Source organism: Streptomyces sp. NPDC003247, assembly GCF_042888135.1.
In the GTDB taxonomy this organism is placed as follows: Bacteria; Actinomycetota; Actinomycetes; order Streptomycetales; family Streptomycetaceae; genus Streptomyces.
Map to the genome: position 1 here is coordinate 271,290 of NZ_JBIAPF010000012.1, position 21,290 is coordinate 292,579.

Annotated in this window: 15 protein-coding genes; 7 read left to right on the forward strand and 8 right to left on the reverse strand. The window is 74.1% G+C overall.

Annotated elements, in window-relative coordinates; all coding sequences use genetic code 11:
• Window positions 1-737, forward strand: a 737-nt coding sequence (locus tag ACFYWQ_RS34280; protein WP_389521984.1) for a LuxR C-terminal-related transcriptional regulator, incomplete at its 5' end; no start/stop codon positions are given.
• Between the two features lie 28 nt (window positions 738-765).
• On the opposite strand, the gene ACFYWQ_RS34285 is transcribed toward ACFYWQ_RS34280, so the two are convergent.
• Window positions 766-3,330: a CHAT domain-containing protein gene (locus ACFYWQ_RS34285; protein WP_389522042.1), complete on the reverse strand. Its 2,565-nt coding sequence runs from the start codon at window positions 3,328-3,330 to the stop codon at window positions 766-768.
• 259 nt (window positions 3,331-3,589) lie between these two features.
• Between ACFYWQ_RS34285 and ACFYWQ_RS34290 the strand changes: the two genes are divergently transcribed.
• From ACFYWQ_RS34290 to ACFYWQ_RS34300, 3 genes are all read left to right on the forward strand, one after another.
• The gene (locus ACFYWQ_RS34290; protein ID WP_389521986.1) at window positions 3,590-5,020 is read left to right on the forward strand and encodes a S8/S53 family peptidase; all 1,431 of its coding nucleotides are present in this window, start codon (window positions 3,590-3,592) and stop codon (window positions 5,018-5,020) included.
• A 7-nt stretch (window positions 5,021-5,027) separates the two neighbouring features.
• On the forward strand, window positions 5,028-5,666 hold the full coding sequence (locus ACFYWQ_RS34295) for an RNA polymerase sigma factor (protein ID WP_389521988.1): 639 nt from the start codon (window positions 5,028-5,030) through the stop codon (window positions 5,664-5,666).
• A gap of 80 nt (window positions 5,667-5,746) precedes the next feature.
• Window positions 5,747-6,265, forward strand: coding sequence for a hypothetical protein (locus ACFYWQ_RS34300; protein WP_389522044.1), 519 nt, complete (start codon window positions 5,747-5,749; stop codon window positions 6,263-6,265).
• 107 nt (window positions 6,266-6,372) lie between these two features.
• Here the strand turns inward: ACFYWQ_RS34300 and ACFYWQ_RS34305 are convergent, their stop codons facing one another.
• Window positions 6,373-6,984 (reverse strand): hypothetical protein, encoded by a 612-nt coding sequence (locus tag ACFYWQ_RS34305; protein ID WP_389521990.1) that lies wholly within the window; start codon window positions 6,982-6,984, stop codon window positions 6,373-6,375.
• A 689-nt stretch (window positions 6,985-7,673) separates the two neighbouring features.
• Between ACFYWQ_RS34305 and ACFYWQ_RS34310 the strand changes: the two genes are divergently transcribed.
• Complete coding sequence (locus ACFYWQ_RS34310) at window positions 7,674-9,077, forward strand: hypothetical protein (RefSeq protein WP_389521992.1); 1,404 nt, start codon at window positions 7,674-7,676, stop codon at window positions 9,075-9,077.
• Between the two features lie 153 nt (window positions 9,078-9,230).
• On the opposite strand, the gene ACFYWQ_RS34315 is transcribed toward ACFYWQ_RS34310, so the two are convergent.
• Complete coding sequence (locus tag ACFYWQ_RS34315) at window positions 9,231-11,450, reverse strand: NADP-dependent isocitrate dehydrogenase (protein ID WP_389521993.1); 2,220 nt, start codon at window positions 11,448-11,450, stop codon at window positions 9,231-9,233.
• 210 nt (window positions 11,451-11,660) lie between these two features.
• On the opposite strand from ACFYWQ_RS34315, the gene ACFYWQ_RS34320 reads away from it, so the two are divergent.
• Window positions 11,661-13,220 carry a M1 family metallopeptidase gene (locus ACFYWQ_RS34320; RefSeq protein WP_389521995.1) on the forward strand — a complete coding sequence of 520 codons (1,560 nt, stop codon included), beginning with the start codon at window positions 11,661-11,663 and terminating at the stop codon, window positions 13,218-13,220.
• An 89-nt stretch (window positions 13,221-13,309) separates the two neighbouring features.
• Here the strand turns inward: ACFYWQ_RS34320 and ACFYWQ_RS34325 are convergent, their stop codons facing one another.
• From ACFYWQ_RS34325 to ACFYWQ_RS34345, 5 genes are all read right to left on the reverse strand, one after another.
• Entirely contained in the window at window positions 13,310-13,735 is a 426-nt protein-coding gene (locus ACFYWQ_RS34325; RefSeq protein ID WP_389521997.1) for a DUF4186 domain-containing protein, read from the reverse strand.
• A 205-nt stretch (window positions 13,736-13,940) separates the two neighbouring features.
• Window positions 13,941-15,098 carry a mechanosensitive ion channel family protein gene (locus tag ACFYWQ_RS34330; protein ID WP_389521999.1) on the reverse strand — a complete coding sequence of 386 codons (1,158 nt, stop codon included), beginning with the start codon at window positions 15,096-15,098 and terminating at the stop codon, window positions 13,941-13,943.
• A 210-nt stretch (window positions 15,099-15,308) separates the two neighbouring features.
• Window positions 15,309-16,841, reverse strand: a complete 1,533-nt coding sequence (locus tag ACFYWQ_RS34335; protein WP_389522001.1) for an amino acid permease — start codon at window positions 16,839-16,841, stop codon at window positions 15,309-15,311.
• 57 nt (window positions 16,842-16,898) lie between these two features.
• Window positions 16,899-17,903 (reverse strand): hypothetical protein, encoded by a 1,005-nt coding sequence (locus ACFYWQ_RS34340; RefSeq protein ID WP_389522003.1) that lies wholly within the window; start codon window positions 17,901-17,903, stop codon window positions 16,899-16,901.
• A gap of 227 nt (window positions 17,904-18,130) precedes the next feature.
• Window positions 18,131-19,030 (reverse strand): YbhN family protein, encoded by a 900-nt coding sequence (locus tag ACFYWQ_RS34345; protein WP_389522045.1) that lies wholly within the window; start codon window positions 19,028-19,030, stop codon window positions 18,131-18,133.
• Window positions 19,031-19,237: 207 nt separating this feature from the next.
• On the opposite strand from ACFYWQ_RS34345, the gene ACFYWQ_RS34350 reads away from it, so the two are divergent.
• Window positions 19,238-21,196 carry an ABC transporter ATP-binding protein gene (locus ACFYWQ_RS34350; RefSeq protein WP_389522005.1) on the forward strand — a complete coding sequence of 653 codons (1,959 nt, stop codon included), beginning with the start codon at window positions 19,238-19,240 and terminating at the stop codon, window positions 21,194-21,196.
• The last annotated feature ends 94 nt before the right edge of the window (window positions 21,197-21,290 follow it).

Sequence of the window (21,290 nt, forward strand, 5' to 3'; positions counted from 1 at the left end):
CCGGCTCCGGTGTCCCGTACGGTCCTGGCGCCCCGCATGGCTCCGGTGTCCCCTACGGTCCCGAACTCCCGCACGCCGTCGACGCCCCGTACCCCGACGTCCCGTACGGCCCGTACGGCCCGGACGCCCCGCGCGACCCCGATGTCCCGCGCGACCCCGATGTCCCGCGCGACCCCGATGTCCCGTACCGCCCCGGCACCGTTCACGGCCACCGCCTCACGAGTCCCGCAGGCGATCCCTACGCCGTCTACGACGCCGTACGCCTCGGGGCTCCCGAGCGCGCCCTGCCCCTCCTCCCGGCCGGCGGCGTTCTCGCGCGCCACGCCGACGCGCTGGCCCGCTCCGACGGACCCGCACTCGACGAGGTCGCCCGGGAACTGGAGGAACGCGGCTTCCTGCTGTTCGCCGCGGAGGCGTACGCCCAGGCCGTGCGCGCCCATCGCGACGCCGGCGCGGCCCGTACCGCCCGCACCCGTGCCGTCGCCCTGGCGCGCCGCTGCCAGGGCGCCCGCACCCCGGCCCTGTCCGGCCTCGTCCTCGGTGAACTCACCGCCCGCCAGCGGCAGATCGTCACGCTGGCGGCGGCCGGTCTGAGCAACCGGCAGATCGCGGAGCGGCTCACCCTCTCCGTCCGCACCGTCGGCAACCACCTCTACAGCGCCTACACCCGCCTCGGCGCGAGCGACCGGCGGGCGCTGCCGTGGCTGGTGGCACCGGAGCGCTGGCAGTCGGCCTGACCGGCGGGCCGGCTCCCGCCGGGGGACCTCACGCCGCTCCGAACGCCGTGAACGCCCACCCCGTCGCCCGGTGCGACGCGTCCCCCGGCAGCGCCGCACGGGCGTCGCGCAGCGCCTCCGCCAGCGACAGGCCGCCGCTGAGGCCCTTGTGCAGGGCCAGCATCAGCACCACCACCGCCTCGTCGTTCACCGGCGCGCTGCTCGCCACCACCCCCGCCGTGCCCAGCGGCAGCAACGCCGTGACCAGGCCGAGGAGTTCGTCGGCGCCGACCGAGGCCATGCGGGCGGTGTCGCAGCTGGAGAGGATGATGCGGTACGGGCTGCGGGCGAGGCGTTCGAAGTCGTGGACGATCAGCGGGCCGTCGGCCATCCGCAGCGACGAGAACAGGGGGCTGTCGGCGCGGAAGGTGCCGTGTGCCGCGAGGTGGGCGAGTGCCGCGCCGTCCAGTTCCTCCAGGACGCGCGGCACGCGCGCGTCCGCCTGCTCCAGCACCGTCGGCCTGCCGTACCGCCCGGCGACCTCCGGCACCTCCGCCCCGCCGGTCGCCAGGCCCGGACCGCGCACCAGGACGTGCCGGCCGCCCGGCGGCGGCTCGGTCTCCCGGGCGCGCAGCCAGCTGCTCGCCGACGGCGACACGCTGAGCACCCGCTCCCGCAGCGACGGCAGCAGCGCCCACGGGACGCGGTGCAGCCGCGCCGGCGGCACCACCACCACCGGACCGGACCCCAGCCGGCCCGCGGCCTCCCCGAGCAGCAGCTCCTCCAGCCGCCGCCCCATCGCCTCCACCAGCGGCAGCCGGCCCTCCGCCCTGGGGTGGGCGAGGCGCCGCAGCGCGGCCTGGACGTGCTCGGCCTCCCGCTCGGCCTCGGCGAGCGGCCCGCCCGTGAACCGCCGTACCCGTCCGTCCCCGCACAGCAGGATCTGCACCCGCCCGTCCAGGACGGCGAGTTCGACCAGCCGTCCGTCCCCGAGCCGCTCCAGCAGCCGGCCGGCGTCGAAACGGTCGCCGTCGCCGGGCGCCTCCCCGCGGATGTGCAGGGTGCGGGAGCGGACCTCCCGCTCCAGGCGCCGCTGCTCCCGCTCCAGGGCCGGCACCGGACGGCCGTCCATCCGCGCGCTCTCCGCGCGCGCGGCGATCTCCCGGAACGCCGTCAGTCCGCTGAGCAGCGCGGGGTCGGCGGGCGGCCGGGTGGGCGGCGCCGACAGCACCGTGGCCCGCCACCGCTCGCTCCACACCAGCAGCTGCCGCGGCCCGCCCCGCTCCAGGCTCACCTGCTGGGCCAGCGCGGCGAGTTCGGCGCCCTGCGCCGTCGCCCGGGCGCGCAGCTCCGAGGCGCCCAGCGTCGTACGGTGGTCGTCCAGCACGTCCAGTCCGCGCCGGCACGCCTCCAGGACGCCCCGCTGCGACCCGGTCGCCCGCGCCCACAGCGCCTGTGCCGCCCAGCCCGTCATCCGGGCCAGCGGCGGCCCGCTGCGCCGGCTGCGCGCGGCGACCGCCAGATACCGTTCGGCGTCCGCCGTCCAGTCCAGGTCCAGCGCGATCCGGCCCGCCAGCAGCCACGCCTCCGGCGCCGCGGGCGCCCCGAACCCCGACAGCCGCTCCGCCACCCGGACCGCGTCCGCCACCAGCCGTCCCGACCCGCGTCCGGTGGCGACCCGCGCCTCGATCAGCACCAGTTGGGCGTGCGCCTCCCACCAGGTGCGCCGCTGCCCGGCGAAGAGCCGTACGGCCAGCGCCGCCCGCGCGGTCGCCGTCCCCGGATCGCCCGCCAGCCGCGCGGCCCGCGCCGCGGCCAGCAGCAGCTCCGCCTTGCGCGTGGACTGCCCGCCGATGCCGTCCAGGACCGCGATCGCGGCGTCCGCCTCGGCCAGCGCCTCGGGCGCGAGACCGGCCGCCATCAGAACCTCGCAGCGCCGGATGTTGAGCATGAAGGTGGGGGTGCCGAGCTTGGCGTAGCGCTCCTCGGCCTCGTCCAGCAGCCGCAGCGCCGCCGGGACGTCCCCCGAACGGAACGCGGCCAGGCCCCGGCTCTCCACCGCGTCCGCCTTGTCGTGCTCCTGCCCGGTGGTGTCCCACAGCGCCTCGGCCGCCGTGAAGTCCGCGTCGGCCTGCTTGATCGCCCCGAGCGCGAGATGGACGGTGGCGCGCAGGGTGAGGGCACGCGCGGTCCAGATGACGTCGTCCGCCTGCCGCAGCACGGGGACGGCCCGGCGTACGTCCTCCAGCGCCTCACGGTGGTGGCCCAGCACCCACCAGGAGTAGGCCCGCCGGTACAGCACGCGCGCGCGGGTGTGGCCCGTGCCGCGACCGACGCCCCGCTCGAACGCGGCGAGCCCCTGCCGGGTGCGGCCGGCGTGCACCAGCGCCACCCCGAGGGTGGCCAGGACGTCCGCCTCGCGTTCGGCGGAGTCCGCGCGGGCGGCCAGGGCGCGGGCGCGCCGCAGGTGGTCCAGGGCGAGCCGCATGTCGCCCCAGTCCCGCTGCCAGATACCGATCACCTGATGGGCGACGGAGGCGCGCAACGGCGTCGGATCGGTGTCGAGCACGCCCTCCGCCCGCGCCAGCGCGTCGTTGGGGGCGGCGAACACCATCGGCAGCAGTTCGAGAACCGTGTCGTTTCCCGCTGTCACTCCATGGATGGTAGTGGCCCCGGTTGTCCGTCCCACAGGGGCGGCGGTGTATCAGGCCGTGCCAAGCGGAAGGCACATCGACCGGATCGATGCGCCGGGGAGCGCGCGCGGGGGCGTGCGATCGCAACCGCACCACCCCTCCCTGTCGTCGCACCACCTGTATCAGACGACGGCCCCGCGGCTCTGACTGACGACCACTGGTCTCAGGGGAGGACACGCCATGGCACCACAGCGATTCCACGAGCAGTTCGGCCAGATCCAACGCGCCCTGCCGGACGTCCCCTTGGCGATGGGACCCGATGACTCCGCCGAGTTCATCTACGAGAAGGGCGTCGTCCTCGCCCGCGACGGCGAGGAGGCCCAGGTCGTCGAGGACACCGTCCGCGCCCACTTCACCGAGGCGCCCGACCTCGTTCCCGACCACGTCGGCCGGACCGGCCCGCAGGCCAACCGCTCGGGCATCACCCGCATCCGCGTCGCCGACCCCGGCGAGGGCGCGCCCGGGACCGACCGCGCCGTCGCCGGGGCCCTGCGCGCCCTGCGCGGCGCCGAGAACCGGGCGGGCCGCCGGCTCGTCAGCCGCAACCACGTGGTGTCCATCGCCGTCAACGCCTGCCCCGGCGACGAGCCGGTCCCCACCGCCGAGCCGCCCAACCCGGCCGCGGCGCAGACCGCCCACGACCCGGCCGGCGCGGTGGGCGTCCTCGTCATCGACACCGGCCTGATGCACGACTACCGCTCCTACCCCCTGCTCGCCCACACCGACGGCGACGCACAGATCAGGGAGACGGACGAGCACGGCGTCCTCCAGCAGTACGTCGGCCACGGCACCTTCATCGCCGGACTGGTCGCCGCCGTCGCCCCGAACACCGACGTCACCGTGCGGGGCACCCTCAACGACGCGGGCGCCGTCCTCGAGGACGACTTCGGCGACAGGCTCTTCGAAGCCGTCGAGCAGGGCGGCTGGCCCGACATCATCAGCCTGTCCGCCGGAACGTCCAACGGCCGCGTCGACGGCCTGCTCGGCGTCGCCGCCTTCATGGAGGAACTGCGCACCCGGCCCACCCTGCTGGTCGCGGCCGCCGGCAACAACGCCAGCGCCACCCCGTTCTGGCCCGCCGCCTACGCGGCCCAGCCCGACTACGCCGACGCGGTCGTCTCGGTCGGCGCGCTGCGCGGCGACGGCGAGTTCGGCGCCTGCTTCAGCAACCACGGCCCCTGGGTGCGGGTCTTCGCCCCCGGCGAGCGCCTCGTCAGCGCCCTCACGGGCTTCGACAGCCCCGTCCCGTACGTCTACCAGCACTCCACGTACGACGACTGCCGTTACGGCTTCACCTACCCCTGCCCCTGCCGGTCGCCGCGCCACACCGGCGTGCTCAGCGAGGAGCGGGCGGCCACCTCCGGCAAGCCCGACCAGGTGATGTTCGAGGGGCTCGCCTCCTGGAGCGGCACGTCGTTCGCGACGCCCGTCGTGGCGGGGCTGGTGGCGGCGCACATGACGGCGCACGGCGAGACCGACCCGCGCGCGGCCGCGCGTCAACTGCTGGCCACCCCGACCGACTTCGCCGAGGTGCGCGGTTCCCACGTACCGGTGCTGCGCCCGCCGACCTGGCGTCCCGCACCGGTCGCACAGCTCGCTCCCTCGGTGTGAGGCCGGTATGAGGTCCGACGCCGCACCCGCCACGGCGTACGATGACAGGCCGTACACGAGGGGTGGGACCGTGGACCGTAACGAAGTCGGCGCACTCGTCCAGGCCGCCGTCGACGGTGACACGGCGGCCTGGAAGGCGCTGGTGGAGGGGCTGAGCCCGCTGGTGTGGTCCGTCGTGCGCGCGCACCGGCTCTCCGAGGCCGACGGCCACGAGGTGTACCAGACCGCCTGGTTCCGCTTCGCCCAGCACCTGGGCCGCATCCGTGAGCCGGACAAGGCGGGTTCCTGGCTGGCGAGCACCGCGCGCAACGAGTGCCTGAAAGTGATCAAGAGCCTGCGCCGGCTGACCCCGACGGACGACCCTCAGCTGCTCGACCGCGTCAGCGAGGACCGCACGCCGGAGCAGTCGGTGCTGGACTCGGAGGAGGCGGCCGCGCAGAGCGAGCGCGTCCGCCGCCTCTGGCAGGAGTTCGAAGCGCTCGGTGAGCGCTGCCGGCAGCTGCTGCGGGTGCTGATCTCCTCGCCGCCGCCCAGCTACCAGGAGGTGTCGGCCGCACTGGGCATCGCGGTGGGCAGCATCGGACCGATGCGCCAGCGCTGTCTGCGCCGCCTGCGCGCCCGACTCGACGCACGGGGAGCACTGTGAACGGTATGGACGGCACGGAGCGCATGGACGACATGGATGACATGGGCGACATGGACGACACGGACGGCGGCCCCGACGGCATGGACGACACCGACGGCACGGACGGCACGGACGGCAGGGACGGCGGGGCCGGTACGGCCGACGCCGCCGCCTTCGACGACGAGGAGTTCGACCACGGCGGTCTGGAGGAGGAGCTGCGCGAGGCCGCGGCCATCCTCGACCCGGTCCCGGCCGAGCTGCGGCAGCTCGCCGTCGAGGCCTACGCGCTGCACGACCTCGACGCGAGGATCGCCGAACTCACCTTCGACTCGCTGGTCGACGCCATCCCGGTCCGGGGCGCCGTGGACGTGCCGCGGATGCTCACCTTCCACTCCGGCGGCCTGACCGTCGACGTCGAGGTGACCACGCACGGACTGATGGGCCAGCTGCTGCCGCCCCAGCCCGCCTCCATCGAGGTCCTCGACGGGCCCCGCTCCGGCGCGGCCCTGACCGCCGACGACCTGGGCCGCTTCGCCGGAGACGCCCCGCCCGCCGGTCCCTTCGCGCTGCGCCTGCGCACCGGCGGGGAGGTGGTCGTCACGGAGTGGCTGCGCGCCTGAGCCGCCGCTCCGCCGGCGTCCTGCCGGTCACCCGGACGCGGCGGCGCCGACGAGTCCCGTCGGCGCCGGGGCGAGCCGCCCCGGCCCCGCCCGGGCACGACGTGCCGCTACCCGGGAACCTGAGACGTCTCGCAGCCGAGGTCGGCGCGGCTGCGGACGACGAAGGAGATGCTCCCGGTGTTCTCCCAGATGTTGTTGATGCTGGCGAACAGCCACTTCGTCGTCAGGCTGTGGTCGGCCGACGACAACGTGGCGGTGCGCCCTTCCGTCCCCGGCCTGATCCGGAACCTCACCTCGGTGTTCCCCAGCTTCTGCGGTGGGTTCTCCTGAGCGCTCAGGGTCGTCCCGTTGAGGCTGCCCGGCCCGGCCACCGACTCCACGTCGGCCACCGCCATCACCGATGCCAGATTGACCCGGTGGATGTGGTACTGCGACCCCACGGGGTTGCGCGTGGTCTCCGGACGCCACCTGAACGTGAACGTCGATCCCGGCGCGATCTGCCCGCCGAACGGGTTCGGCGACGACGACTCGTGGATCGTGCCCTCACCCAGCCGGGCTCCCAGCACGTTGCGCCAGTAGAACCTGGGGCTGAGCGTCGCGTTGCCCGCCTGGACACACTGCGTGTCCACCGCTGCCGGGGCCTGCGCCGCCGGTGCCTGCGCCGCCGCGGCAGCGCTCCCCGGCAACGACGACGCCAGCAGCGTCGCCGCGACGAGCACCCCCAGACCGTACGCTCCCCGTACTCCCCGTACTTCCCGCCGCCTCCGCGGCACCGGCACGGCGGCACGCCCGCCGTGGGCCGCCGGACGGTTTCCCGCTTCGTACACGCTCCAGCCCCTCTCTGCTGCCGACAACGTCCCGGGCGGGCCGCTCCGTCCTGCACGGTGGAAAACGCCCCCCGGTAATCGATGCGGCCAGCATGCAAGTGGGGACGGGCGCGCACCGGTGAAAGCCCCACATCGCTCGACGCATTCACCCGAATGCCGCACGAGGGTACGTACGGGACTTCGCCGTGGCGAGGGCCTCGCACTGCTGAAACCGGCGTTCCGCCTGTTGACGATGTGCCGTCGAGCGTCAACACGGGCGCTGTCGCATCACCTTGAGGGAGGGTGGGCGCGCGGAGGGCGAGGGGGACTTTCGGCCGTGACGGCGGAGGTGGAAGAGGGTCCCGTGGTGTGTGGGGTGGAAGCGGTGTGCCGATCGCGCAGGGGTGACGGTGCGACACGGGCCCCCCGGGGGGCGGCTTCCGCAAACCTGCCGTACGAGGTTGGCCGACCCGCATCGGTCGTCACTTTACGTGTTTGTCCGATTGCGATGCGCTACGGGCTGTCTCGGCTCCGCCACGGCACTCAGGACATCGGGCCGGCCGGCGGGGCGCTCCAGCAGTCTCGACGCTAGGGGAAGCACCATGGCCACACCTTCCGCAGTTCCGCTCAGGGTCGCCCTGGTCAACGGCAGTTTCGAAGAGCCCGCCGTGACCAACTACGAGATCCTGCCGGACGCGTCACAGACGCAGGCGCCCAAGCGGGTCCCGGGCTGGCTCACCACCGCCTCCGACCACCGGATCGAGCTGTGGCGGTCGGGCTTCAACGGGGTGCCGTCCGCCGAGGGCGCACAGTTCGCCGAGCTCAACGCGAACCAGGTCTCCACGCTCTACCAGGACCTGCCGACCACGCCCGGTACGACGCTGTACTGGCGCCTGTACCACCGGGGCCGTCAGGGCGAGGACACCATGGCCCTGGACATCGGCGCGCCCGGCTCCGCGGTGGAGCAGAGGCGGTTCACCGACGGCAACACCGCCTGGGGCTTCTACACGGGCACCTACACCGTGCCGGCCGGGCAGACGCTGACGCGCTTCGCCTTCCGTTCCATCTCCTCCGCCGGCGGCAACCGCGGCATCGGCAACTTCCTGGACGGCATCTTCTTCGGCACCGCTCCCCACGTGGTGCTCGACAAGGCCGCGATCCCGACGGGGCCGCTGGAGGTGGGCGATGTCGTCACCTACCGCGTCACCGCCAGGAACGAGGGCGGCGGCGGGGCCGAGAACCTCGTCCTGACCGACGTCGTCCCGGCGGGCACGACGTACGTGCCCGGTTCCCTGCGCATCGTCGACGGCCCGAACGCCGGGGCGAAGACCGACGGCCGGGGCGACGACCAGGCGTACTACGACGCCGGGGCGAACGCGGTCGTCTTCCACCTCGGCGACGGCGCCTCCGGCGTGACAGGGGGGAGCCTGCCCAACACCGGCACCCTGGCCGCCGGCACCACCGTGGAGTACCGGGTCGTCATCGACCGGGCCAGCGGCGGCAAGCAGATCAGCAACACGGCCACCGCCTCCTACGAGAACCGGCTCGGTGACCGGCCGCAGCCGTTGACGGCCACCTCCGACGAGGAGCTCACCCAGGTCAGGCCGGCCGCCGACCTGGGCGTGACGAAGGCCGCCGACGCGACCACCGTCACCGTCGGCCAGACCGTGACCTACCGCGTCACCGTCCGCAACACCGGCCCGAACGGTGCCACCGGCGTCACCGTCACCGACCCGCTCCCGGACGGCCTCGCCTTCCTGTCCGCCGACGGCACGACCGGCAGCTACGACGCGGCCACCGGACGGTGGGCCGTGGGCGACCTGGCCGACGGCGCAACCGCCACCCTCGTGCTGCGCGGCAAGGCCACCAGGGCCGGCCGGATCACCAACACGGCCACCGCCGTCGGCAACGAGAGGGACCCCGGCCCCGCCGACAACACCGACACCGTCACCGTCTGCGTCGAGCCCGCCCCCTCCTGCTGCGACCCCTGCTCCCCCCGGAAGTGACCCGGACGAGCGCCGCGCGGCCCGACGCCTGACGCGGCAGGCGTCGGCCCGCCGTGGCGGCCGTCGCCCGGCGCCTGACGCACCTCCGCCCCGGACACGGGAATCCCGGCCGGGGCGGAGCGGACGACGGGCCGCGGGCCCGTCACCGAGGCGTCAGCTCAGGGACGCGAGCGTCTCGTTCCAGGTGGCCGACGGGCGCATGACCTCGGCGGCCTTGGCCGGGTCGGGCTGGTAGTAGCCGCCGATGTCGGCCGGCTTGCCCTGGGCGGCGATCAGCTCGTCGACGATCTTCTGCTCGTTCGCGGTGAGCGCCTCCGCGAGCGGGGCGAAGGCCTTCGCCAGGTCCGCGTCGTCGGTCTGCCGCGCCAGCTCCTGCGCCCAGTACAGGGACAGGTAGAAGTGGCTGCCGCGGTTGTCGATGCCGCCGACGCGACGGGTCGGGGACTTGTCCTCGTCGAGGAAGGTCGCCGTGGCGCGGTCGAGGGTGTCGGCGAGGACCTGGGCGCGGGTGTTGCCGGTGGCCGTGGCGTACTGCTCGAAGGAGGGCACGAGCGCGAAGAACTCACCGAGGGAGTCCCAGCGCAGGTAGTTCTCCTTGACCAGCTGCTGGACGTGCTTCGGCGCGGAGCCGCCGGCGCCCGTCTCGAACAGGCCGCCGCCCGCCATCAGCGGGACGACCGACAGCATCTTGGCGCTGGTGCCCAGCTCCAGGATCGGGAAGAGGTCGGTCAGGTAGTCGCGCAGCACGTTGCCGGTGACGGAGATGGTGTTCTCGCCGCGGCGGATGCGCTCCACGGACAGCTTGGTCGCCTCGACGGGGGCGAGGACGCGGATGTCCAGGCCCTCGGTGTCGTGCTCCGGCAGGTAGGCCTCGACCTTGGCGATCAGGTTGGCGTCGTGGGCGCGGGTGGCGTCCAGCCAGAAGACCGCCGGGTCGCCGGTGGCGCGGGCGCGGGTGACGGCCAGCTTGACCCAGTCGCGGATCGGGTCGTCCTTGGTCTGGCAGGCGCGGAAGATGTCGCCCTCGGAGACCGGCTGCTCGATGACGACGTTTCCGGCCTGGTCGACCAGGCGGACGGTGCCCGCGGCCGGGATCTCGAAGGTCTTGTCGTGGGAGCCGTACTCCTCGGCCTTCTGCGCCATGAGGCCGACGTTCGGCACGGAGCCCATCGTCGACGGGTCGTAGGCGCCGTTGGCCTTGCAGTCCTCGACGACGGCCTGGTAGACGCCGGAGTAGGACGAGTCCGGCAGCACCGCGAGGGTGTCCGCCTCCTGGCCGTCCGGGCCCCACATGTGGCCGGAGGTGCGGATCATGGCCGGCATCGAGGCGTCGACGATGACGTCGGACGGCACGTGCAGGTTGGTGATGCCCTTGTCGGAGTCGACCATCGCCAGGGCCGGGCCCTCGGCGAGCTCGGCGTCGAAGGAGGCCTTGATCGCGTCGCCCTCGGGCAGGGACTCCAGGCCCTTGAGGATGCCGCCGAGACCGTCGTTGGGGGAGAGGCCGGCCGCGGCCAGCGTCGCGCCGTACTGCTCGAAGGTCTTCGGGAAGAACGCGCGCACCACGTGGCCGAAGACGATCGGGTCGGAGACCTTCATCATCGTGGCCTTCAGGTGCACGGAGAACAGCACGCCCTCGGCCTTGGCCCGGGCGACCTGGGCGGCCAGGAACTCGCGCAGCGCGGCGACGCGCATCACGGAGGCGTCGACGACCTCGCCCGCGAGGACCGGTACCGACTCGCGCAGCACCGTGGTGGAGCCGTCCTCGCCGACCAGCTCGATCCGCAGCGAGCCCGCCTCGGAGATCACGGCGGACTTCTCGGTGGAGCGGAAGTCGTTCTCGCCCATGGTCGCGACCTCGGTCTTGGAGTCCGAGGACCAGGCGCCCATGCGGTGGGGGTGGGTCTTGGCGTAGTTCTTGACCGACGCGGGGGCGCGGCGGTCGGAGTTGCCCTCGCGCAGGACCGGGTTGACGGCGGAGCCCTTGACCTTGTCGTAGCGGGCGCGGATCTCGCGCTCCTCGTCGGTCTTCGGCTCGTCCGGGTAGTCCGGCAGCGCGTAGCCCTGCTCGCGCAGCTCGGCGACCGCGGCCTTCAGCTGCGGGATCGACGCCGAGATGTTCGGCAGCTTGATGATGTTGGCCTCGGGCGTCTTGGCGAGCTCGCCCAGCTCCGCCAGCGCGTCCGGGATGCGCTGGTCCTCGGTGAGGTACTCCGGGAACACGGCGATGATCCGCCCGGCCAGCGAGATGTCCCGGGTCTCCACGGAGACACCGGCCTGCGAGGCGTACGCCTGGACCACCGGCAGGAAGGAATACGTCGCCAGGGCCGGGGCCTCGTCAGTGTGTGTGTAGATGATGGTCGAGTCAGTCACCGGGTGCTCCGCTCCACGTCTGCAACATTGCTCGACATCAAGATATCTCGTGACCGGGTCCGTCTCGACAGGGGTCGGCTCACATCCGTCGCGCGGTCCTCCGGCTGCCGGGGCGACCTCCTGGCCCGATCCTGTGGTCGAGGAGGTGGATCGTCTTCCGACCCGACGACGGCCGGCCCGACGCCCCGGCCGCCCGAGCGAAAGCGGACCATGAGATATCGCACCAGAGTGACGGCTCCCGCGGCCGCCCTGATCGGCACCGCCGCGGCCCTGACCGGCAGAGACACGGCCCATGCGGCGACGACGGGCCGTGCCGGCGAGGGGCCCGCGGGCGGTGTCGAGGGCCCGGAGAGCCTCGGCGACCCCGTCTTCCCGGCCCTCGGCAACGACGGCTACCGCGTCCTCGCCTACCACCTCGACCTCCGTCACGACGCCACGACCGGCCTCGTCGAGGGCTCCGCGACGCTGGCGCTGCGCACCACCCGGGCGCTGACCCGGTTCTCCCTGGACGCCCTCGGCCTGGACATCCGCTCGGTCCGGGTCGCCGGCCGCCGGGCGGCGCACGAGCAGGCGGACGAGAAGCTGCGCGTCACGCCCGCCCGGACGCTGCCCGCCCGCGCCCGGCTCGCCGTGCGGGTGGAGTACACGGCGGACCCGCGCCGCGCGCTGCCGCACACCGGCTGGGTCGCCACGCCGGACGGTTTCGCGGTGGCCTGCCAGCCGCGCTCCGCCCACACCGTCTTCCCCTGCAACGACCACCCCGGCGACAAGGCGGACTTCTCCTTCCGGCTCACCGTCCCCGCCGGACTGCGGGGCGTGGCGAGCGGCGTCCTCGTCCGCACGGAGGGCCTGCCGGGCGGCCGTACGGCGTACACGTACCGCTCCCGGTCCCCGATGGCCACGGAGCTGGTGCAGATCACGGTCGGGGAGTACGTCGTCAAGGAGCGGCGGGGCCCGCACGGGCTGCCGCTGCGGGACGTCGTGCCGGTGGCGCGGGCCGAGGCGCTCGAACCCGCGCTGGCCCTCACCCCGGGCCTGGTGGAGTGGATCGAGGAGCGGCTCGGCGCGTACCCCTTCGAGACGTACGGCCTGCTGCCGTGCAACTCCGACGACCCCGACGCCTTCGACTTCACCGGCCTGGAGACCCAGACCCTGACCGTCTACAAGCCGGGCTACCTCCTCCAGCCGGAGCGGCGGATCGGCGCCCACATGATGCACGAGCTGGTCCACTCCTACTTCGGCAACAGCGTCACCCCCGCGACCTGGGCCGACCTGTGGCTGAACGAGGGCCACGCCGACTTCTACGGGCTGCTGTACCGCTACGGGCGCGGCTGGCCCGACTCGCTGGGGCTGACCGGGCTGGAGGCGCGGATGAAGGACACCTACGCGCGCGGCGACCAGTGGCGGCGCGACTCCGGCCCGGTGGCCGCGCCGAACGCGGCGAACCTCTTCGACGGCCAGCGCTACCTCGGCGGTGTCCTCGTCCTGTACGCCCTGCGGCAGCTGGTCGGCGAGGAGGCGTTCCGCGCGATCGAGCGGGCCTTCCTGGCGCGGTACCGCGACTCCTCGGCGTCGACCGAGGACTACATCGCCGTCGCCTCCCGCGTCGCGGGCCGGAACGTGACCGGTTTCCTGCGGGACTGGCTGTACGGCACCACGACCCCGCGGATGCCCGGCCACCCGGACTGGACGGTCGCCCCGGCGACCCCGGCCCTCACCCCGCACCGCCGCGGCGGCGGGCGTTACCACGACAACTCGGCGACCCTATGACACGGCGGGGGCCGGGGCGAGCCGCGCGCCCGGCGCGGCCGGTGTGCCCGGTCTGCCGGGGGCAGTCGGTCAGCGGGGATCAGCCGGGCTCAGGGCGGGTCGGGGCGCGCGGAGGGCTCTCCGTCCGCCAGTTCCCGCTCGATCCACCGGCAGATCACCCGTACGACGTACGTGTGCTCGGAACGGCTCAGCTCCCGTCCGGCGGGGATGCCGTGCCACCGTTCGAGACAGCGCCGGCAGCAGGTCGCGGTGGCGTGCTGCGCGACGAACACGGGATGACCGCGGTACGGGGTCTGCCGGCCGTCCTTGCGGGGCTCGGCCGGGGCCAGCCGCCGGGCGATCAGGTCGTAGGCGTGCCAGCGCAGCGTGGCGGGCCCGTGCTGTTCGGCGGTGGCCCGGTCCCGCCCGCGCAGCCGGAACCGCGCCCGGAACGGGTGGCGGGCGATGTCGTCGAGCCGCCGGTCGAGCGCGTGGCCGGGCGGGTCGGGGGGCGGGAGCGGTGGGGTGGAGGTCATACCGCTGTCGAGGATACGGCGGCCCGACCGGCGTCCCCGCCCCTCGGAGCGGCCGACTGCCTCCCCGGGCCGGTGGCCCCTCTTCTGAGCGGCCGACTGTCTCCACGGGCCGGCGCCCCGGCCCTTCGGAGCGGCCGACTCCCCCGGGCCGGTGTCCCCTCTTCTCGGAGACACCGGCTCCCCCCGGGGGCCGGTGTCATGGCCCTCAGATCGGCCGGCCGCCACCCAGGCCGGCGTCCGGCGCGATGCCGTCGCCCGTGCCACCCGTGCCGCCGATGCCGCCCGTGCCGCCGATGCCGCCCGTGCCGCCCGTGCGCTGCTGCGGGATGACCGCCGCGCCCTGCTGGAGCGACACGGTGCGCGCGGGTGCCGGGATGCGGATGCCCTCCGCGCGGTAGCGCCGGTGCAGGCGCTTGATGAACTCGTGCTTGATCCGGTACTGGTCGCTGAACTCGCCGACGCCGAGGATGACGGTGAAGCCGATCCGGGAGTCGCCGAAGGTGTGGAAGCGCACCGCGGGCTCGTGGTCCGGGACCGCGCCGGTGATCTCCGTCATCACCTCGGTGACGACCTCCTTCGTCACCCGCTCCACGTGCTCCAGGTCGCTGTCGTAGGCGACGCCCACCTGCACCAGGATCGTCAGCTGCTGCTCGGGACGCATGAAGTTGGTCATGTTCGTCTTGGCGAGCTGCCCGTTGGGGATGACGACCAGGTTGTTGGAGAGGTTGCGGACGGTCGTCTGGCGCCAGTTGATGTCCTCGACATAGCCCTCCTCGCCGCTGCTCAGCTTGATGTAGTCGCCGGGCTGGACCGTCTTGGAGGCCAGGATGTGGATGCCCGCGAAGAGGTTGGCGAGGGTGTCCTGGAGGGCGAGCGCGACCGCCAGACCGCCGACGCCGAGGGCGGTGAGCATCGGCGCTATGGAGATGCCGAGGGTCTGGAGCACCACGAGGAAGCCGATGGCCAGCACCAGCACCCGGGTGATGTTGACGAAGATCGTCGCGGATCCGGCGACGCCGGAGCGGGAGGAGGTGACCGACTGCACCAGTCCGGCGACGACCCGGGCCGCCGACACCGTCACGACGAAGATGAGCAGCACGGTGAGGCACTGGTTGACGGTGTGCTGCACCGTCCGGGTCAGCGGCAGCACCGCCGCGGCGGCGGCCCCGCCGCCCGCGATCGCTGCCCACGGCACCACCGTGCGCAGCGCGTCCACGATCACGTCGTCGCCGCTCCAGCGGGTGCGCTTGGCGTGCTTGGCCAGCCAGCGCAGCAGCGTGCGCGAGAGGAACGCCACCAGCAGCCCCGCCGCCAGGGCGATGCCGGCGAGGACGCAGTCGTCGAGCGTCAGCGCGCGGTTCACCGGCCGCCTCCGGGAAGTCGCTCCGCGGCGGAGGGGCCACCCGCCGGGGCACCCGTCCGGGCCGCCGACGGCCGGATGTGAAGTGTCGTCACGTTGTCACCTGTTCACTTGCTGGCTTCTCTGCGATGTCGCGGTCGCGTCCGTCCGGGAACGGGCGCGACCGCACATCCTGCCGTATCCGGCACGGCAGTTCGCAGGCGGCCGGTGCGCTCAGACGATGCCTTCGGCCAGTTCGGCCTGCTCCCGGTCCGAGCCGTACGCGGCCGTGGCGGGCGTTCCGTACGAACGGCGGGCCACGAACCACCACACCGTGGCCAGGACCAGCACGACGGCGAGGGCGACGGAGGCGTAGTTCATCGTGTCCACGGTCACCGGAGAGGACTGCGGCAGGCAGAACAGCACCGTCACACACGCCACCCACACCACGGCCGTCCAGCCGATCGGCCTGCTCCACCGGCCCAGGTGCCACGGACCCGGCCGGAAACGGTCCCCCGCGCGCAGTCGCAGCAGCACCGGGATGGCGTACGCCGGTGTGATGCCGATGACGTTGATGGCGGTGACCGCGCCGTACGCCGTCGCCGAGTACAGCGACGGCAGCGCGAGGACGCAGGCGACCGCGACCGACAGCCACACGGCGGCGACCGGGGTCTGGGTGCGGGCGCTGACCCTGCGCCACAGGTGCGAGCCCGGCAGCGCGCGGTCCCGGCTGAACGCGAACACCATGCGGCTGGCCGCGGCGACCTCGGCGTTGCCGCAGAACAGCTGGGCGACGATCACGACCAGCAGCAGCGCGCTCGCACCGCCGGTACCGAGGCCGTCGAGGAGGATCTGGGCGGGCGGTACGCCGGTGGCGGTGTCCCGGGTGGCGGCGTAGTCCTGGATGGCGAAGGTGAGGCCCGCGAGGAGGACGAAGCCCGCGATCCAGGACACCCAGATCGACCGGACGATGCCGCGCGCCGCCGACACCGACGCGTTGGCGGTCTCCTCCGACAGGTGCGCGGAGGCGTCGTAGCCGGAGAACGTGTACTGGGCGAGCAGCAGGCCGATCGCCGCCACGTACACCGGGTTGTCCCAGCCGGTGCCGTTGACGAACTCGCCGAAGACGAAGGACGGCGACCGGTGGTGGTCGGGCACGATCGCCAGCGCGCCGACGATGAGCGCCACGCCCGCCAGGTGCCACCACACGGATATCGAGTTCAGGACGCTGACCAGCCGGACCCCGAACAGGTTCAGCACGGCGTGCAGCAGCAGGATCGCCACGAAGATCAGCATCGTCTTCCCCGGCGTCGGCTCGAAGCCCCACTGGAGGTTGGCGAAGGCCCCCGCGAACAGGGCGGCGCCGTAGTCGATGCCGGCGATCGCGCCGAGCAGGCCGAGCAGGTTCAGCCAGCCCGTGTACCAGCCCCAGCGGCGCCCGCCGAGCCGGTCGGCCATGTAGTACAGGGCGCCCGACGTCGGGTACGCGCTGGTCACCTCAGCCAGCGCCAGCCCCACGCATAACACGAACAGGCCGACGCCGGCCCAGCCCCACAGCATCACGGCGGGGCCGCCCGCGCCCATGCCGAAGCCGTACAGGGTCATGCAGCCGGACAGGATGGAGATGACGGAGAAGCTGATCGCGAAGTTGCCGAAGCCACCCATACGGCGGGCCAGCACCGGCCGGTAGCCGAGCTCGCGCAGCCGCTGCTCCTCGTCGGGGCGCGGGACGGCGGTCGGAGCCGGTGGCTCCGGGGTGCGGGACATACGGGGACCTCCGAGGTCGGATAGGGGAAAAACGGGACGGCCCGGGAGCCGCACGGCTCAGCCGGTGGCGGGGCCCCGGCCGCGCGCCGCCGTGCGGCTGCGCGCGCGGGCCTGGAGGAACACCTGCACCGCCTGGCCCGGGTCGCCCGGGACCGTGGCGCGGTGGGCCCAGGGCAGGGGGGTGCAGTAGGGGCCGATCGCGTCGAACACCCGGGCGGCGTCGGCGAAGCGCAGCGCCCCCCACAGGGCGTGGGCCAGGTGGTTGAGGTCGAGCGGGGAACGCTCCGCGGCGTCCGCGTGCCCGAACCACGACCCGTCCGCGCGCAGTGCCTCGCGGGTGGCGTCCTCGCCCACCCAGTGCAGGTCGAGGGCGGCACCCCGCCCGCCGCCGCGCCGGTAGCGCTCCACGCGGACGTACAGCGGCAGCAGGTGCAGGGCGGAGCCCGGCGGGGCCTGCTCGGCGGTCAGGTGCGCGAAACCGGAGGCCTCCGCCAGCCGCCCGGACGCCGCCTGCGCGTACAGGAACTGGAGCATGCGGTGGTGGGCCTCGCGGTTGTGCGGGTCGCGCCCGACGGCCTCGGCCAGCAGGCCCCACGGGCCCGCCGGCCAGGACGGCTCCGGCGGCTTCGCCCGGTGCTCCTCCCACAGCTGCCGGCGGTCCAGCTGGGCCAGTGCCAGCAGGCACACCCACGGCACCGGGTCCGGCGGGGCGGCCCGGGCGGCCGACTGGCTCACGTCCCACGCCTCGATCCACAGCTCGTGGGTGCGGCGGTGGCGCTCGCGGTGCGCCCGCAGCGCCCGTTCGACGGCGACCCGGGCCCGCATGACCGCGGCCGGCACGCTGTCCGGCTCCTCGGCGAGCCAGGCCCGCACCACGTCGGTCCCGGCCGCCGCCGCCCCCAGCACCTGCGTGCGCCGGGTCCACGGCTCCCACGCCGTGGTGCGCGCCAGCAGGGTGCGCATCGACAGCCAGCGCCCGGTGCGCACCTCCTGGAGGGCGGCGCGCAGCTCGTCGTCGTGCCCGGCCGGGTCGTAGGCGGGGCGTGCTCCGTCTCTGGCCATCAGCCGCTCGTCCCGGGCCGGGGAACGGACAGGACGGCAGGGTGGAGTAACAACAGCCCTCCTCGGGGCGGAGGCCGGAGCGGAAAGGGAGATCGCGTCGGTCGGCGGTCACTATAGAGGCGGCCGTGGCGCCTCACACGCCGTTTGGGATCTCCCCAACGACCCTTTACCTGGGAATAGTTGACAGGTAATCGATCACCGGGAGGGGGGAGGGCGCGGGACGCCGGTCAGATCACCTTCAGCCGCACCAGCGCCCCGAGGGTCAGCGCCCCCGGCAGCAGCGGCAGCCAGACGGTGACGATGCGGTAGGCGAGGACCACGGCCGTGGCGACCGCGACCGGGCTGCCCACCGCCACCAGGGCCACGACGAGCGCCGCCTCGACCGAGCCGATCCCGCCGGGCGTGGGGACGAGCGCGACCGCCACCGTGGCCGCCAGGTACGCCACCGCCATGTGCGTCGCGGGCACCGGCAGCCCCAGGGCCCGCCCCACCGCCGCCAGCCCGGCCGCCTGGAGCACCGGGAACGCGAGGGAACCGCCCCACAGCGCCAGGGCCCGCGCCGGACGGGCGTGCACCGAACGCGCCTCGCCCAGCGCCGTGCGCAGGAACGCGCCCACGGCCGACCGCAGCCGCCGTACGAGGACGAGCGCGCCCGCCGCCACCAGCGCGGCCGCACCGAGCACCGCCAGGAGCGGGCCGAGCGCTCCCTCCGGCAGCAGGGGGCCGAGCCGCAACGCGCCGGGGAAGACGAGCAGCAGCGCGGCCAGCAGCCCCACCCGGGCGACGCCCTCCGCCAGCAGGTACAGCGCCAGGGCCGCCGAGGAACGGGCCAGCGGCACGCCGCACACGGCCATGAACCGCAGGTTGACCGCGCTCGCGCCGAGACCGGTCGGCAGCAGGTGGTTGGCGGCGCCCGCCGCGAACTGCGTGGCCAGCAGCCGCAGCGCGGGCAGCCGCTGGACGACCGCGCCCTGCCGGGTGACGGCCGCCGCCACCCAGGTCAGACAGGTCGCCCCGGCCGCGGCCAGCAGCCAGGGCCACTCGGCCGTACGCAGCTGGGCGACGCCCTCGGCGAGCACGGTCCGGTGCCGCACCGCGACGACCCCGACCAGGACGAGGGGCAGCAGACACAGGGCCCGGCGCAGTCCGCGCGCGGTCGGCCGCCACGGGGGACGGCTCCGGGGGGCGGGTGCTGGGGAGAGCGGTGTCGCGGTCACACCTGGAGAGGTTCTCCGCACCACGTCAACGCGCGGTGACCGCGGTGTGGACGGCGGCGGGGGAGGAGACATCGCCGTGTTGACCTCAACGATGCTTGAGGTTCTAGGTTCGTCAGCATGAGCATGGAGACCACCGCCTGGACGCAGCTGTACGGCGTCATGAACGCCCGCCACGAACGCCGCCCCTTCGACCGCGCCACGCTGCGCCGCATCGGCGCCTTCGCCCGCCCGCACCGCCGCCGCATCGCCCTGTTCGTGCTGCTCGGGGCGGTGACCGCGCTGCTCGCCGTCGCCACCCCCGTCCTCGCGGGGCGGGTCGTCGACGCGATCGTGTCGCACGGCGACGCCGGCACCGTCGTCCGGCTGGCCCTGCTCATCGCGCTCCTCGCGGTCCTGGAGGCGGTGCTCGCCGTCCTCGGCAGGAAACTCTCGGCGACCCTGGGGGAGGGGCTCATCCTCGATCTGCGCACGGCCGTCTTCGACCATGTGCAGCGGATGCCGGTCGCGTTCTTCACCCGCACGCGCACGGGAGCGCTCGTCTCCCGGCTCAACAACGACGTGATCGGCGCCCAGCGCGCCTTCAGCAACACCCTCTCCCAAGTGGTCGGCAACCTGGTCACCCTGCTGCTCGCCCTCGCCGTGATGCTCACCCTGTCCTGGCAGGTCACCCTGCTCGCCCTGGCCCTGCTGCCGGTGTTCGTGATCCCCGCCCGGCGGATGGGCCGGCGGATGGCCGACATGCAGCGGGAGGCGGCCGAGCTCAACGCGGCGATGGGCACCCGGATGACCGAGCGCTTCTCCGCGCCCGGCGCCACCCTGGTCAAGCTCTTCGGCCGCCCCGAGCAGGAGTCGGCGCAGTTCGCGGCGCGCGCCGCGCTCGTCCGGGACATCGGCGTGCGCACGGCGACGGCCCAGTCGCTGTTCATCACCGCCCTCACCCTCGTCTCCGCCCTGGCCCTCGCCCTCGTCTACGGCCTCGGCGGCCGGCTCGCCCTGGACGGTGCCCTGGACGCCGGGGCCGTCGTGGCCCTCGCCCTCCTGCTGACCCGTCTGTACGCCCCCCTCACCGCCCTCGCCGGGGCGCGCGTGGAGGTGATGAGCGCCCTGGTCAGCTTCGAGCGCGTCTTCGAGGTGCTCGACCTGAAGCCGCTCATCGAGGAGAGGCCGGACGCCCGCGAGGTGCCCGAGGGGCCGGTCTCCGTCGTCTTCGAGGACGTCCGCTTCGGCTACCCGTCCGCCGACAAAGTCTCCCTCGCCTCCCTGGAGGAGGTCGCCGCCCTCGACACCCGCGGGGGCGCCGAGGTCCTGCACGGCGTGTCCTTCCGCGCCGAACCCGGCCACACCGTCGCCCTCGTCGGCTCCTCCGGCGCCGGCAAGTCGACCATCGCCCAGCTCCTGCCGCGCCTGTACGACGTCGACGCCGGCGCCGTCCGGATCGGCGGGGTCGACGTGCGCGACCTGAGCGCCCGGTCCCTGCGCGAGACGCTGGGCATGGTCACCCAGGACGGCCACCTCTTCCACGACACCGTCCGCGCCAACCTCCTCCTCGCCCGGCCCGAAGCCGCCGAGGACGACCTGTGGGACGCGTTGCGCCGCGCCCGTCTCGACGACCTGGTCCGCTCCCTGCCCGACGGCCTCGACACGGTCGTCGGCGAGCGCGGCTACCGCCTCTCCGGCGGCGAGCGCCAGCGCATGACCATCGCCCGGCTGCTGCTGGCCCGCCAGCGCGTGGTCATCCTCGACGAGGCGACCGCCCACCTCGACAACACCTCCGAGGCGGCCGTCCAGGAGGCGCTCGCCGAGGCCCTGGCCGGGCGCACCGCCGTGGTCATCGCCCACCGCCTGTCGACCGTGCGGTCCGCCGATCTGATCCTGGTCGTCGAGTCCGGCCGGATCGTCGAACGCGGCACGCACCAGGAGCTGCTGGCGGCGGGCGGGCGGTACGCGGAGCTGTACCGGACGCAGTTCGAGCGACCGGAGGCGGTGGCCGGGACGGTGGCCGGGACGGTGGCCGGGGTGGTCTCCGGAGCGGTCTCCGGGGAGGGAGTGGAGGCGGTCGCCGGGGCGGCGGTGTGAGGGCGGTCGCCGGGAGGGTCCGGCGCGCCCGCGTGTGACACGCCGTCGGATGGTCGATCCCGCCTACCAGTGGACCATCCGATCATATGGTGCG